This is a genomic window from Streptomyces griseorubiginosus (genome assembly GCF_036345115.1).
GTDB classification, from domain to species: Bacteria; Actinomycetota; Actinomycetes; order Streptomycetales; family Streptomycetaceae; genus Streptomyces; species Streptomyces griseorubiginosus_C.
Genome location: NZ_CP107766.1, coordinates 8,098,076 through 8,112,730 on the forward strand (window position 1 = coordinate 8,098,076; position 14,655 = coordinate 8,112,730).

The following is a 14,655-nucleotide window of genomic DNA, read 5'->3' on the forward strand; positions in this document are numbered from 1 at the left end:
ATGGGCATCAACGTAGGGCGTGCGAGGGGGCGCGGCGGGAAGCGGAGTCCGCGCGTGGCGGTCAGCCGGTGTGGACGCGGGGGCGGCGGGCGCGGTCCGGTTCCGCTTCGCGCAGGACCTCGCGGGTGACCGGGGCGACCTCGCCCTGGCCGAAGAGGAAGAAGCGCAGGAAGTTGTGGAAGGGGTTGCCCTCGGTCCACTCGAAGTAGATGTGGGGGGTGCAGCGGGTCATGTCCCGGACGTGCAGGAGCAGGGCGGCCAGGGCGTTGGGGATGGAGGAGGACTCCAGGGTCAGCACGCGGTAGCGGTTGTGCAGGACCTCGCCGCGGACGGTCAGGCCCGCCTCGAACTCGGAGGGGTCCAGGACCGTGACCTCGACGAAGACGAAGTCCTCGCCGGGGATGTCGTTGTCCTCGCGGATCTGTTCGATCTTGTCCCGGTACTCGGCCTTGTCGCGTGAGTCGGGCTCGTTGGCGATGAAGCGCATCTTGCGGCTGGCCATGTCCCGGACGAAACGTTCCGCCATGTCGTCGAGGGTCACGCTGGTCACGCGCAGCTCGAAGGCGCGGGCGAGACGGGACAGCAGGGAGACCAGGATGATGCCGGCGATGAAACAGGCGCCGATCTTCACGCCGTCGGGGCGCTCGATGACGTTGACGACGGTCGTGTAGAGGAACACCGCGGAGATGACCGCGAAGCCGATCGTCCAGCCGCGCTGTCCGGCCTTGCGGGCGGCGATGGTCACCGCGATCGCCGCCGAGCTGATCAGGACCAGCACGCCGGTGGCGTAGGCGCCGCCCTGGGCGTCGACATCGGCGTCGAAGAGCCAGGTGACCAGGAAGGCGATCAGGGTGAAGACGATGACCATGGGGCGCACGGCGCGGGCCCAGTGCGGGGCCATGCCGTAGCGGGGCAGGTAACGCGGCATGAGGTTGAGCAGGCCGGCCATCGCGGAGGCACCGGCGAACCACAGGATCGCGATGGTCGAGACGTCGTAGACCGTGCCGAAGACGCCACCGAGGTAGTCGTGGGCGAGGTAGGCCAGCGCGCGGCCGTTGGCCGGGCCACCGGACTCGAAGTCCTTCTCCGGGATGAGCAGGGTGGTGATGAAGCTGGTGGCGATCAGGAAGCAGCTCATGATCACGGCGGCGGTGGTGAGCAGCTTCTTGGTGTCGCGGATACGGCCCGTGGGGCGCTCCTCGGTGTCACCGTCGTCGCCCTGGACGTGCGGCATGACGGCGACACCGGTCTCGAAGCCGGACAGGCCCAGCGCGAGCTTGGGGAAGACGATCAGGGCCATGCCGATCATCACGAAGACGTTGCCGTGCTCTGCGGTCAGGGCGCTGGACCAGTCGGTGACGACATGGCCGGCGGTGATCACGTGCCACAGGCCGACGATCACGACGACGACGTTCAGGGCGAGGTAGATGCCCACCAGGACGACCGCGACGCCGATCGCCTCCAAGAAGCCCTTGAGGAAGACCGCGCCGAGCAGGGCGACCAGGACCAGGGTGATGAGCATCTGCTGGTTGTGCAGGGTGCTGGTCAGGTGCGGGTTCTCGACGAGGTGGGTGGAGGCGTCGGCCGCGGACAGGGTGATGGTGATCAGGAAGTCGGTGGCGGCGAAGCCGAGCAGGGTCAGGACGAACAGCTTGCCCTGCCAGAACGACAGCAGGCGCTCCAGCATCGCGATGGAGCCCTCGCCGCGGGGGCTCTCCTCGGCGACCCGCCGGTAGACGGGCAGGGCGCCGGCCAGGGTGACGATCACGAGGACGATGGTCGCGATGGGGGAGAGCAGGCCGGCCGCGAGCGCGGCGATGCCGGGCTGGTAGCCGAGGGTGGAGAAGTAGTCGACGCCGGTCAGGCACATCACCCGCCACCAGCGCTGGCCCCGGTGTGCGGGTTCCGGATCGGCGTGCGGGCCCGTGTGGCCGCCCGGCTTGCCCATGTCGGACAGGCCCTCCAGCATCCAGGAGCGCAGGCGACTGGCGGGCGGCTGTTCGGTGGTGGCCATCGGGGGGTGCTCCAGAGGTGCGGCTCAGTTACGGCCGCCCTGCTGACGGCGGGACCAGCGTAAGCGGAGAGTGACGTTTGGGCCCCCGGATGGAGGGCGTATGGGCGTCAAGCTTCCGTTAAGACTCGGGCCCCCTTCGCCCACCCCACCGTCCACCTCGAAGGACCTCCGACGACCTCGGGCAACGGCCGACCACTCCAGGTGAATACGCAGAGTCATGGAGGAGGTGGTGCGCGGGGCGGCGGGATGTGCGGCTCGCGTCGAGGGCTCGCGCCGTTTCTTCGTAAGGATCGCTGACGTAGTCGAATGTTTCGGGTCCGATGGAGTTCCTTGAGGGCGCCTGCGGTTTGTCGTCGGCGGGATGGTCGCCGTGTGCGGCACCGGGGGTGCCGGGTCGGCCCGACCGATCGCCAGAACCCTCCGGTCGCTGAAGCGGACGCCTTGTGGGACGAGTTGAGGGCCCGTCCTTCGAACATTCCCTGTGCACAGGGGGTTGCCACCTTTCAGTAGCTGTCTCTAGGGTGCGGCAGCAGCGAAGCTTTCTGGATCTCTTCCGAAACTTTCGAAACGCAGGACGGACAAGGACGTCTCCGTCCCGTACCCAAGGAGCGCAAAATGGGCGACCCGGCACTGTCCCGCCGTGGCTTTCTGGCGGCGTCCGCCGCGGCCGGTATCGGTATGACGGCACTGACCGGCTGTGGCGGCGACTCGGACGGAGGTTCGTCCGACGGGACGACCACGGTGGAGTGGTGGAACATCTCCACCACCGAGCCGGCGAAGAGTGTCTGGGCGAGCCTCGCCAAGAAGTTCGAGGCTCAGAACCCCAAGGTGAAGATAAAGATCGTCCAGCTGGAGAACGACGCCTACAAGTCGAAGATGACGGCGCTGACCGCCTCCGGGAAGCTCCCCGACATCTTCCACACCTGGGGCGGGGGCGTGCTCAAGCAGCAGGTCGACGCGGGGCTCGTCGAGGACCTGACCGACCGGACCAAGCCGTGGGCCGACGGTCTGCTGAAGGTCACCAAGGAGCCGTACATCTTCGACGACAAGGTCTACGGCATTCCGTTCGACATGGGCATGATCGGCTTCTGGTACAACAAGAAGCTCTTCAAGCAGGCCGGTGTCAGCGAACCCCCCACCACCTGGGGCGGCTTCCTGGAGGCCGTGAGCAAGCTGAAGTCGAAGAACATCACGCCCATAGCCCTCGCGGGCAAGGAGAAGTGGCCCGGCATGTACTACTGGGCCTACCTCGCGATGCGCACCGCCGGTATCGACGCCCTCCAGAAGGCCAGCGAGGACAAGGACTTCACCGGTGCCGGGTTCATCGAGGCCGGGCGGCACCTCAAGGAGCTCGTGGACCTCCAGCCCTTCCAGAAGGGCTTCCTCAACGCCGCCTACTCCACCCCGACCGGCCAGGCGGCCGCCGTGGGCAACGGCAAGGCGGCCATGGAACTGATGGGCCAGTGGGCCCCCTCCGTGGAGGCCGACTCCGGCAAGGGACTCGGCGCCGACCTCGGGTTCTTCCCGTTCCCCGCGGTCGAGGGCGGCAAGGGCGCCATCACCGAGGTGTTCGGCGGCGGCGGCGGACACGCCCTGCGCCGGGGCGCCCCGCAGGCGGCGGTCGACTTCCTGAAGTTCTGGGCCTCCGAGGCCACCGAACTCGAACTGGTCAAGAAGACCAGCGTCCTTCCCGTGCTGCCGAACGCGGAGAAGGCGATGACCGACCCCAACCTCAAGCTCGTACAGGCCCAGTTGAAGGCCGCCACCGGCTTCCAGCTCTACCTCGACCAGGCCTACGCGCCCGCCGTCGGCCAGGAGGTCAACGACAGCGTGGCCGCGCTCATCGCCGGGTCCAAGTCGCCCGAACAGGTCGCCCAGTCGATCACGCAGACCGCGAAGGAAGAGCAGTAGCCCGCGATGACCTCCACGTTCCTCGCAGACAAGCGGAGCGGTCCGGGCACCGAACTCCCGCCCCCGGAATCAGTCAGGGCCCGGGGGCGGGGCCGACGGCGGGTGCTGCACTGGCTCACCGCGGTCGGCTTCCAACTGCCCGCCCTGGTGCTGTTCATCGGCATGGTCCTGCTGCCGATGCTCTTCGCGCTGTACGCGGCCTTCTTCCGCTGGGGCGGCTTCGGCATGCCCTCGGACTACGTCGGCACGGACAACTTCACGGACCTGTTCGACAACCCGGTCTTCCTGGGTGACCTGTGGCGCTGCCTGATCCTGGTCCTGCTCTCCCTCGTGCTCCAGCTGCCGTTCGCGCTCGCCATGGCGGTCCTGCTCAACCAGAAGTTCCGCGGCCGGGCCGTCTATCGGATGCTGTTCTTCGCGCCCTACGTCCTGTCCGAGGCGATCACGGGCGTGCTGTTCAGCATGGTCTTCGCGCCGGACGACGGTCTCGCCGACCACGTCCTGGGCGCGGTCGGGCTCGACGGCGTGGGCGGGCTGTGGTTCGCCGACCCGTCGTACGTCATGGCGACGCTCTTCCTCGTCATGACCTGGAAGTACTTCGGCTTCCACATGATGCTCTACCTGGCCGGACTCCAGTCCATCCCAAGGGAGTTGACCGAGGCCGCGCTCATCGACGGGGCCAGTGCCTGGCAGCGGTTCCGCAACGTCACCCTGCCGCTGCTCGCGCCCACCCTCAGGATCAGCGTCTTCCTGTCCGTCATCGGGGCGATCCAGCTGTTCGACCTGGTCTGGGTGATCACCCAGGGCGGGCCCGACCACCACTCCGAGACGATGGCCGTGACCATGTTCCAGTACGGCTTCAAGCGCTACCAGGTCGGCTACGCCAGCGCGATCAGCGTGGTCATGTTCGGCATCTGCCTCGTCTTCGCCCTCGCCTACCAGCGGTTCGTGCTCCGCCGCGACCTCGAAGGGGCCACCACGACGATGAGGGGGGACGGGAAGTGATCCGCAAGAACCTGCCGTTGCACGCGATCCTGCTGCTCGTCGGGGCCGTCATGGTCGTCCCCCTCGTCTACGCCGTCCTGTCCGGCTTCAAGTCCACCGACGAGCTCTCCAGCAACCCCTTCGGGCTGCCGAAGCGGTGGCTGACCAGCAACTACACCGACATCCTCGGCGGCGGTGACTTCTGGCGACTGCTCGGCAGCAGCACGCTGATCGCCGTCGGTACGACGGTGCTGGTGGTCGCGCTGTCCGCGCTGGCCGCGTTCTCGTTCGCGCGCTTCGCCTTCCGCGGCCGGGAGGCGCTGTTCACGCTCTTCACGATGGGGCTGATGTTCCCCTTCGCGGTGGCGGTGCTCCCGCTCTTCCTGCTGCTGCGCTCGCTCGACCTGCTGGACAACCCGCTCGGCGTGATCCTGCCGCAGGCCGCGTTCGGACTGCCGATGACGATCATCATCCTGCGGGCCTTCTTCCGGGAGATCCCCGGCGAGCTGGAGGAGGCGGCCACCCTCGACGGGTGCTCCTCCTTCGGCTTCTTCTGGCGGGTCCTGCTGCCCATGGCACGGCCGGCGCTCGGCACGGTGTCGGTGCTCGCCGTCGTCACCAGCTGGAACAACTTCATGCTGCCGCTGCTGGTGTTCACCGACAACACGTGGTGGACGCTGCCCGTCGGTGTGCAGCAGTTCCAGGGGCAGTACTCGGCGGAGTACGCCCGTGTCTTCGCCTATCTCGTCCTGGCGATGGTGCCCGCCCTCGCCTTCTACTCGGTCGCCGAGCGCCAGCTCGTCGGCGGCCTCACCGCCGGTGCCACGAAGGGCTGACGGCGGCGCATCCGAGAAAAGTACGGCTCACCCACCCCCGCACGTGAGGAGTCGCCCCATGCGCAAGAACCGTCTCAGACTCGTCGGAGTCCTGGCCGCGGGCCTGGTTGTCGCCGGGCTCGGCGCACCCGTCGCCGAGGCCCACGGCAAGCCGGCCACGCTCGCCGATCTCGCCGAACGCCACGGCCGGTACTTCGGCAGCGCCACCGACAATCCCGAGCTCGTCGACGAGCCGTACAAAGAGATCCTCGGCAGCGAGTTCGACCAGATCACGCCGGGCAACGGCATGAAGTGGTATGCGACCGAGCCGCAGCAGGGGGTCTTCGACTTCTCCAAGGGCGACGAGATCGTGCGGCTGGCCCGTGCGCACCACCAGAAGGTGCGCGGCCACACCCTCGTCTGGCACAGCCAGTTGCCCGACTGGATCACCTCGCGGGAGTGGACGGCGGGGGAGCTGAGGGCCGTACTGAAGAAGCACATCCAGACCGAGGTGCGGCATTACCGGGGCAAGGTGTTCGCCTGGGACGTCGTCAACGAGGCGTTCAACGAGGACGGCACGTACCGCGAGACCGTCTTCTACAAGACGCTCGGTCCGGGGTACATCGCGGACGCGCTGCGCTGGGCGCGGCAGGCCGACCCGAAGGTCAAGCTGTACCTCAACGACTACAACATCGAGGGGATCGGGGCGAAGAGCGACGCGTACTACAACCTCGCCAAGGAGTTGAAGGCGCAGGGCGTACCGCTCGACGGCATCGGGCTCCAGGCCCATCTGGCGCTCCAGTACGGCTATCCCACGACCCTGGAGGACAACCTCCGCCGCTTCGGCAAGCTGGGCCTCGACACCGCGCTCACCGAGGTCGACATCCGGATGATCCTTCCGGCGACGGAGGAGAAACTGGCCCAGCAGGCCGAGTGGTACGCCGACTTGACCGAGGCGTGCCTCGCGGTGCGGCGGTGCGTCGGCATCACGGTGTGGGACTACACCGACAAGTACAGCTGGATCCCGGCCTTCTTCGAGGGCCAGGGCGCCGCGCTGCCGTGGGACGAGCAACTCCAGCCGAAGCCGGCGTACTTCGCGATCAGGGGGGCGCTGAAGTAGGGGGCGGTTCGGATATTCCGGGGCTTTGGTGGTCGTCCGGCCGGGGCGCGTCTTTCGGCGGGTCCCGGCTGGGGGCCGGTTCTGGGTTAACGGGGGCGGGGGGGGGGCGATGAGTGACGGGGGTGGGTGAGGTCCTGGACGGGGGCCCGCCTTCGCCGTTCGGGCCGACATCTGGGCGCGGCCATTGGCCCGCCTGACCGCCTCGGGGATGGGGGGGGGCGATCTGGGCCACGTCGTGGGGTGGGGGTGGTGCGGTGGCTCCGCTACGGGCGTCGTCGGGGAGCGGTTGGTGGTACCCGGCCACCGGTGTTCGCCGGTGGGGCGTGGGGTGCGGTGGCTTTCGGGCCGCGGGTTCGTTGCTGGGAGGTGCGGTGGCTCCGGGGTTCGATGACCCGTCCGTGGCGTGGCCGGAGGGCGGTCCCTCCCAGTGCACATCCTGGTGTCGGCGGGTGCACTGGTGGCGCTCCCGCTCGGCGGCTTGCGTCTGGGGCGGGTTGGACGGTGGGTGCTGGAGGGGCGGTGGCCTTACGGCCGGTCCGGGGCGCGCGGCTCCACAATTGGGTGTACGACCTGCACCGAGCCCGTGGCTTCGTCAGTGGGGCCTTGGAGGAGCCGTGCTTGCGCGGTGTATCAGTTCTGTGCCCAGTTCGACCCGGGGGGTGTCCGGGGCTTCGTTGCGGGCCAGTTTGAGGACTGTGCGGACGGCCAGTTTGCCCATGTCGGCCAAGGGCTGGCGGATCGTGGTCAAGGGGGGTGCGGACCAGCGGACTTCCGGAAGGTCGTCGAAACCGACCAGGCTCATGTCCTCCGGGACCCTGAGGCCGCGCCGCCGCAGGGCCTCGATCGCGCCCAGGGCCATCTGGTCGCTGGCCGCGAAGACCGCGGTCGGCGGCTCGGGGAGGTCGAGGAGTTTCTCGCAGCCGGCGAAGCCGGACTCCGGGTGGAAGTCGCCGGGGACGACCAGCGACTCGTCGAGGGTGAGGCCGGCGCCTTCCAGGGCGGCCCGGTAGCCGTCGAAGCGGGCCCGGGAGCACAGCAGTCGGGGCGGTCCGGCGATCAGGCCGATCCTGCGGTGGCCCAGCGACAGCAGGTGCTCGGTGGCCGCCAGTCCGCCCGACCAGTTGGCGGCGCCGATGGTGGGGGCGTCGAGCGAGGGGGAGCCGGCCGGGTCCACGACGACCAGGGGGACGCCGAGGGCGCGGAGTTCGTCGTGGAGGTCCGTGTCCAGGGCCGAGGTGACCAGGATGACCCCGTCGGAGGCCCGGGCGCGCAGGTTGCGCATCCACTCGCGGGCCGCGCCGGAGCGGCCGTGGATCGCCGAGACCACCGTGCCGACGCCCTCGGCGTGGGCGATCTCCTCGACTCCCCGGATGATCTCCACGGCCCAGGGACTGTCGAGGTCGTTGAAGACCAGGTCGAGCAGGGCGGCACGGGTGCCGGGGGCCGCCGGGCGCTTGCGGTAGCCGTACCGCTGGAGCAGTTCCTCGACCCGGGCGCGGGTCCGCGGGGAGACGTCCGAGCGGCCGTTGACCACCCGGGACACCGTCGGCACCGAGACCCCGGCCTGCCGGGCGATCTCCGTGATGGTGACCCTGCCCCGGGGCTCGGCACCGGCCTCGCCTGCTGTCACTTGCCCACCTCCGCGTCGTAGCCCCGAAGGCTTCCGAGCCTCGAAACTTCCAGGAGTCTTCCGGAAAAGTGGGTCCATATACAAGGCATCACAGGGAGTGACCGGCCTCGGACATGCGTCGGGGCCGGTGCGCAGACTGTCGCTGCGAGCCGGCCCCTCAAAGTCTCCGGACGGTACGGCCGTACGGCGGCGCGGCCGCCCGGCCGTACTCAGGCCGCCGTGGCCCCCGCGAGCGGGCGGTGCGGGGCGATGACCCGGCCGTCCGGCAGGAGCTCACCGGTGTCCTCGAAGAGCAGGACGCCGTTGCACAGCAGGCTCCAGCCCTGCTCCGGGTGGTGCGCCAGAAGGCGGGCGGATTCCCGGTCGGCGGAGTCGGCGGTGGGACACGGTGGCTGGTGCTGGCACATTGGTGGGATCTTTCGCTGTGTTGTGGTCATGATGTCCCCCGTGTGATTGCTCAGTCTGAACCCAGTGTTGCCCCACGGGCGTCAATCCGCAGGTATTTCGCATCACCACTTCTTCACAGGTTGGAGACGCGTCACCCGGCCGGACGGTTCATCCCAACTGCACTGTCCCTTCGGGTGGTTCGAGGGGGCCGGAAAGGGCTAGTCCACCCGGAGTCAGGCTCGTGTTCAGCTCTTCCGAGCAATTGTGTGCTCGTACGAGCAAATAGTGACCTCAATGACGTACGTAAACGCAGTCGTACCCCGCTACCCGGAATTCGGGGCGGGGTACGAGGGGGCGGGCTGAGATCTTCAGGCCGGCGAGCTCAGCAGGGGAGCCGGGGTCAGCCGGTGAGTGAGCACCGGCAGGAGTTCGGCGGCCCGGTGCGGACGGTGAGCCGCGATACCGGGCGGGGCCGGGGCGAGCGGGACGAGCAGGTCGGTGGCGGCGAGGCGGCCCGTGGCGGCGTCCGCCGCGCAGTCGCCGTGCAGCCACAGCGCGAGCATGTACAGGGCCGGGATCGACAGCAGGCGCGGCTGGTAGGGCTGCTGCATCACCTCCGCCTGACGCAGCGCGCGTTCGGTGGACGGGATGTAGGGGCCCTCGAAGAAGTGCGAGAACGCCCAGCCGTCCGCGGTCAGCATGGTCTCCGCCGCCGCCACCGAGCGTTCACCGCAGCGGATCAGGAAACGCCACCCGGTCAGCCGGGTGGCGGTGCCGTCCAGTACGTGCACGGGCAGCGGGAGCTCTGGTGTGACGGGTCCCTGGGCACGCAGCAGGGAGGGGGTCCGGGCCTCGCGGACCGCGGTGGGCGAGGCGAGTGCGGTGAGGACGGAACGAAGTGCGGGCGCGGGAGCCGGGGGGACATGCAGCGGCATGGTGGGTCGCCTCTCATTCGACAGGCACGATGGCGCGAGGGCGGGGGCGGACGGCGCTGTCAGCTCACGGGGTCAGAGAGGCGGGGGCCGGGGTCCGATGACGCGGGGGCAGGTGAGGACTGCCGTACGTCACCTGACGGCAGGATCCAGGACCGCGGGTGCCAACCCTCTGCCTTGTTCGCGGAGTTTATACGACATATGTTCACACGGTGTTTCGTCTAGCCGTTTCCTGCGCGCGGGGCAAGGAGTCATTCGGTCGGCGATACGCGGGAATCCTCCCGAAACCGTGACTACTTCACGGCGGTGACCTCGGGGAATGCTCTCGAAGCGGTCGGCCAATTCTCGTCGGCGTTTTTCACGAGTTCTTCGGGGCACTCGAAACTGCTGAGCGCTTCATGCCGAGTGAATGTGCCACCGGTCACATCCAACAGGGTAGCGGGCTCGGGGCCGCCGCGGGGACGTTACCGATCGTTCCGGCTGGGCATCATCCCACCTGACTCATGACGCATCGAGGAGGGACTCTCCGATGGGGGAGAAGGTCGTGGCAGGCCGGTTCGACCTGTCCGATCGCCAGAACTACCGCGACAAGCTCCGCAGGTGCCTGACGGGGCTGGAGCGGCTCCTGGCGGAGCAGCGGTTCGATCGCCCCAGGAACCTGATGGGGCTGGAGATCGAATTGAATCTGGTCGGCGCGGACGGTATGCCGAGAATGCTGAACGGGGAGGTCCTCGAACGCATCGCAAGCCGAGATTTCCAAACAGAACTCGCCATGTTCAATCTGGAAGTCAACATAGCCCCACACAAGTTGGGCGGGCGGGTATTCGATCGGCTCGCGGAGGAACTCCGGACCTCGCTGGCATACGCCGACCGTAAAGCCGGCGAGCTCGACGCGGGAATCGTGATGATCGGCATTCTGCCGACCCTCGACCGGGACGACCTGGTCTCCTCCAACCTTTCCGACGTCGACCGTTACACGCTGCTCAACGACCAGATCGTGGCCGCGCGCGGTGAGGACTTCGTCCTGGACATCGACGGGGTGGAACGCCTCACCTGCACCTCGAAGTCCATCGCCCCGGAGGCCGCCTGCACCTCGGTCCAGCTGCACCTCCAGGTCACACCGGGCCGCTTCGCGGACGTGTGGAACGCCGCCCAGGCGGTGGCCGGCGTGCAGATAGCCGTGGGCGCCAACTCGCCCTTCCTGTTCGGCCGTGAGCTGTGGTGCGAGTCCCGGCCGCCGCTCTTCCAGCAGTCCACGGACACGCGTCCGCCGGAGCTCCAGGCGCAGGGGGTGCGGCCGCGGACCTGGTTCGGGGAGCGGTGGATCTCCTCGGCGTACGACCTCTTCGAGGAGAACCTGCGCTACTTCCCGGCGCTGCTGCCGATCTGCGACGAGGAGGACCCGCTGGAGGTCCTCGACGCGGGCGGGGTGCCCTCGCTCGCCGAACTCGTCCTGCACAACGGCACGGTGTACCGCTGGAACCGGCCCGTGTACGGGATCGCCGACGGGGTCCCGCACCTGCGGGTGGAGAACCGTGTGCTGCCGGCCGGGCCCACCGTCACGGACGTCGTCGCCAACGCGGCCTTCTACTACGGCCTCGTCCGCGCCCTCGCCGAGGAGTCGAAGCCGGTGTGGACCCGGATGCCGTTCGAGGCGGCCGCGGCCAACTTCGACGCCGCGTGCCGGTACGGGATCGACGCGCGGATGACCTGGCCCCGGCGCGGGCGGTACGGCGGCACCGTGGAGGTCGACGCGGTGAGCCTCGTACGCGACGAACTGCTGCCGCTGGCCGAGACGGGGCTCGCGGGGTGGGGCGTCGAGCCCGCCGACCGGGACCTGTATCTCGGGGTGATCGAGGAGCGGTGCCGGCGGCGGGCCAACGGGGCGTCCTGGCAGGCGGCGACCTTCCACCGGGCCCTGGAGGCGGGGCTCTCCCGGGACGCGGCGCTCGCCGCCACGACCCGGCGGTACGGGGAGCTGATGCATCTGGGCGAGCCGGTGCACACGTGGCCGGTGGGGTTGCCGGAGCCGGTGCCGATGGGGTGACGGTCAGGAAGGCGGGACCGGGAGAAGTCGGTGCCAGGGTCAGCCGCCGCTGCTGCCCTGCGCCCCCGCCGCCACGATCGCCTTCAGGATCACCGTGTGGATCTGGGACGGGTCGTTGACCTGCTGGCCCGAGCCGCGGGTGGCCTCGGCCAGTTGCTGGGCCTCGGCACGGTCGGCGTCGGGGCCCACCGCGATGACGATGAGGGGGACCGGGCGTTCGGGGTCGGAGAGCCTCTCGAGTTCGGAGATCAGCTTTCCGCGCGAGATGCTGCCCGGGTCCTGGTTCACACCGTCCGTCAGGACCACCAGCGCGTTGAACTTGCCCTGCGCGTAGGAAGAGGTGGCCGCCCGGTACGCGGCGAGCGTGGTGTCGTACAACCCGGTCGCCCCGCCTGCCACCGGCTGGAGGCCGCCGAACGCCGCCGAGAGCCGCTCGCGCTGGGTGGCGGCTCCGCTTCCGCCCCCGCTGTCGCCCAGGCGTTCCGTCGGCACCAGGACCTTGTAGTCCTTGTCGCCGTCGAGCTTGGTGGAGAACTCCCACAGGCCGATCTCGTCCTCCTGGGTGAAGGTCGCGAGGGCCTGGAGCAGGGACTCCTTGGTGACGTCCATCCGGGAGCGGCCGGTGCCCGGAACCGTCTCCGACATGGACGATGACGCGTCCACGACCGTGGTGATCCGCGCGCTCTGCACGGTGATCGTCCAGGTGCCGAGGGCCTCCTGGAGCGCCGCCGCCGAGGCGGGCTCACCGGCCGCGGCCGTGTACGGCTGCGGCACCTTGCCGCCGGCCTTCGCGACCAGGGAGGCCGACACCTGGTCGTCGGACGTCCTGAACCCCAGGTCCGTCAGCAGCTGTTCCTGCTCGGGCTTGCGCAGATACGTCATGAACCGGATCGCCGCCCGGCTCTCGTCCGTGGACAGCCGGGTCTCGTCGACGAGGGCGTAGGGGTAGTCGAGCCGCGGTGAACCGTCCTTCGGGTAGAAGAGACGCAGATCGTCCGCGGAGTCCGCCGAGGAGTTGTGCGCGAAGGCCGCCTGTTCGGACAGGACCAGCGCCTGATTGCGCTTCGGGTTGCCCTGCTCGGTGCCGGAGGCGTCCCGCGGGAGGGTCTCCACGACCTGTCCGTCGCTGTCCGAGATGCGCTGCGAGAGCGACTTCATCATCGCCGCGGCCTGGGTCTCCCCGCCCTTGACCCGTCCGGCCGCGCCGCTGAGCTGAGTGAGCGCGAGGAGCCCGGTCGCGCTGCGGGCGGGATCGGCGGCACCCAGCTTGAGGGAGTCGTCCTGGAGGGTGGCACCCGCCAGCTCCAGCCAGCCGTACGTCTTCTTCGGCCAGCCCAGCGACTGCGCGGCGGCCGGCACCATGGCCACCCCGACCGGGCTGGAGGCCACGTTGCCGACCCGGGCCACCTCCGTCGCGCCGCCGTCCGTGTCGATCTGCTCGACCCACACGTCCGAGTCCGGCACCCACACCTGGACGCCGGGGTCCTTGCCGGCCGCGAGGGTGTCCCGGACCTTGTACGACTCGCGCGCGGTCACCGTGATGTCGACGCAGCGCCCGTCGGAGGTGAGGTTCTCGTCGTGGGCCCGCTCGGCGGCGGCGCGCAGTGCCGGGGCCACATCGGGGGAGGCGGCGACCTCGAGCCGTACCGCCTCGTCCCGGCAGGAGGAGCCGAAGGAGAGCAGACCGCCCTGGACGGCCGCGGCCGTGCCGCCGGCGACGGTCAGGACGAGCACCGTCGCGATGGCCACAGTCCTGCGGCGCGCGCGGGGACGGGGGTCGCTGCCGCCCGCCCCATACTGATCGGGCAAGCTGTGACGTCCCATGGCGGTGGTGCCCTCCCCTGTCGCTCTCTCCGTGCCGGCACGGCCGTGTACGGCAGGTAGAGGGGGAGGTACGCCCCGTACGGCGTCCGTCCCCCCAACGGCCTTGCGCACGATCTTCGTAACTTCTTTCGAAGGACCCTAGCGGGGCGGCGATGGGGATGAGGCTGGATTACTCAACTGGAGGCAGGTGTGCAGGCGGAGGAAGGGGCAGTGGCCGATTCTTTTCCGCAGAAGGCGCTCTCACGGAAGTTCTTCCGTGACGAGACGCTGCTCGTTCTGGGGCTTTCGCTCGGTGCGAGCGGTGTGTCCGCGCTGATCAGTTTTGTCGGATCGGTCACCAAACCGGGGGGTCTCAAGGACCAGGCGGCGACCCTCAACGCCTCGGCCGCGCCCGGCCGTCCATGGCTGGATCTCGCCTGGCAGCTCTTCGGGATCGCCTCGGCCCTGGTGCCCGTCCTGCTGGTCGCGCACCTCCTGCTGCGTGAGGGCGAGAGCCTCAGGACCCTCGGCTTCGACCGCACCCGGCCGGGGCCGGACCTCCTGCGCGGGGCCGGGATCGCGGCCGTGATCGGCAGCACCGGGATCGCCTTCTACCTGGCCGCGCGCGGTCTCGGCTTCAACCTCACCGTGGTGCCCGAGGCACTGCCCGACGTGTGGTGGAAGTACCCGGTGCTGATCCTCTCGGCGATGCAGAACGCGATCCTCGAAGAGGTGATCGTCGTCGGGTACCTCCTCCGCCGGCTCGGCCAACTGGGCTGGACCCCGGGCACGGCGCTGGTGGCCAGTTCCGTGCTGCGCGGCAGCTACCACCTCTACCAGGGCATCGGCGGCTTCATCGGCAACATGGTGATGGGCGTGGTGTTCGTCTACCTGTACCGGCGGTGGGGGCGCGTGGGTCCTCTGGTGGTGGCGCATTCCCTGCTCGACATCGGGGCGTTCGTGGGGTACGCGCTGCTCGCGGGGAAGGTCGGCTGGCTGCCCACCGCGTGAT

Annotated in this window: 11 protein-coding genes; 6 read left to right on the plus strand and 5 right to left on the minus strand. The window is 69.3% G+C overall.

Features of this window, described 5'->3' with window-relative positions; genetic code table 11:
- Positions 1–61: 61 nt before the first annotated feature.
- Positions 62–2,014 (minus strand): APC family permease, encoded by a 1,953-nt coding sequence (locus tag OHN19_RS36575; RefSeq protein ID WP_330268281.1) that lies wholly within the window; start codon positions 2,012–2,014, stop codon positions 62–64.
- Between the two features lie 615 nt (positions 2,015–2,629).
- On the opposite strand from OHN19_RS36575, the gene OHN19_RS36580 reads away from it, so the two are divergent.
- The 4 genes from OHN19_RS36580 to OHN19_RS36595 are packed head-to-tail and all read left to right on the plus strand — an operon-like array spanning position 2,630 to position 6,844.
- Positions 2,630–3,925: an extracellular solute-binding protein gene (locus tag OHN19_RS36580; protein WP_330268282.1), complete on the plus strand. Its 1,296-nt coding sequence runs from the start codon at positions 2,630–2,632 to the stop codon at positions 3,923–3,925.
- Positions 3,926–3,931: 6 nt separating this feature from the next.
- Positions 3,932–4,930 (plus strand): sugar ABC transporter permease, encoded by a 999-nt coding sequence (locus OHN19_RS36585; protein ID WP_330268283.1) that lies wholly within the window; start codon positions 3,932–3,934, stop codon positions 4,928–4,930.
- Between the two features lie 50 nt (positions 4,931–4,980).
- Entirely contained in the window at positions 4,981–5,745 is a 765-nt protein-coding gene (locus tag OHN19_RS36590; RefSeq protein WP_330269790.1) for a carbohydrate ABC transporter permease, read from the plus strand.
- Positions 5,746–5,803: 58 nt separating this feature from the next.
- Complete coding sequence (locus tag OHN19_RS36595) at positions 5,804–6,844, plus strand: endo-1,4-beta-xylanase (protein ID WP_330268284.1); 1,041 nt, start codon at positions 5,804–5,806, stop codon at positions 6,842–6,844.
- Between the two features lie 592 nt (positions 6,845–7,436).
- Here OHN19_RS36595 and OHN19_RS36600 read toward each other — a convergent pair.
- The 3 genes from OHN19_RS36600 to OHN19_RS36610 all read right to left on the minus strand — a co-directional run bounded on the left by OHN19_RS36600 (position 7,437) and on the right by OHN19_RS36610 (position 9,796).
- A complete protein-coding gene (locus OHN19_RS36600) occupies positions 7,437–8,474 on the minus strand; it encodes a LacI family DNA-binding transcriptional regulator (protein ID WP_330268285.1) in 1,038 nt (345 codons plus the stop codon).
- Between the two features lie 209 nt (positions 8,475–8,683).
- Positions 8,684–8,881, minus strand: coding sequence for a DUF5999 family protein (locus tag OHN19_RS36605; protein ID WP_330268286.1), 198 nt, complete (start codon positions 8,879–8,881; stop codon positions 8,684–8,686).
- Positions 8,882–9,229: 348 nt separating this feature from the next.
- Entirely contained in the window at positions 9,230–9,796 is a 567-nt protein-coding gene (locus OHN19_RS36610) for a hypothetical protein (protein WP_330268287.1), read from the minus strand.
- Positions 9,797–10,322: 526 nt separating this feature from the next.
- Here OHN19_RS36610 and OHN19_RS36615 point away from each other — a divergent pair.
- Positions 10,323–11,840, plus strand: a complete 1,518-nt coding sequence (locus OHN19_RS36615) for a glutamate--cysteine ligase (RefSeq protein WP_330268288.1) — start codon at positions 10,323–10,325, stop codon at positions 11,838–11,840.
- A gap of 39 nt (positions 11,841–11,879) precedes the next feature.
- On the opposite strand, the gene OHN19_RS36620 is transcribed toward OHN19_RS36615, so the two are convergent.
- Positions 11,880–13,664 carry a substrate-binding and VWA domain-containing protein gene (locus OHN19_RS36620; protein ID WP_330268289.1) on the minus strand — a complete coding sequence of 595 codons (1,785 nt, stop codon included), beginning with the start codon at positions 13,662–13,664 and terminating at the stop codon, positions 11,880–11,882.
- A 189-nt stretch (positions 13,665–13,853) separates the two neighbouring features.
- On the opposite strand from OHN19_RS36620, the gene OHN19_RS36625 reads away from it, so the two are divergent.
- Positions 13,854–14,654, plus strand: a complete 801-nt coding sequence (locus tag OHN19_RS36625) for a CPBP family intramembrane glutamic endopeptidase (protein ID WP_330268290.1) — start codon at positions 13,854–13,856, stop codon at positions 14,652–14,654.
- Position 14,655 lies beyond the last annotated feature (1 nt).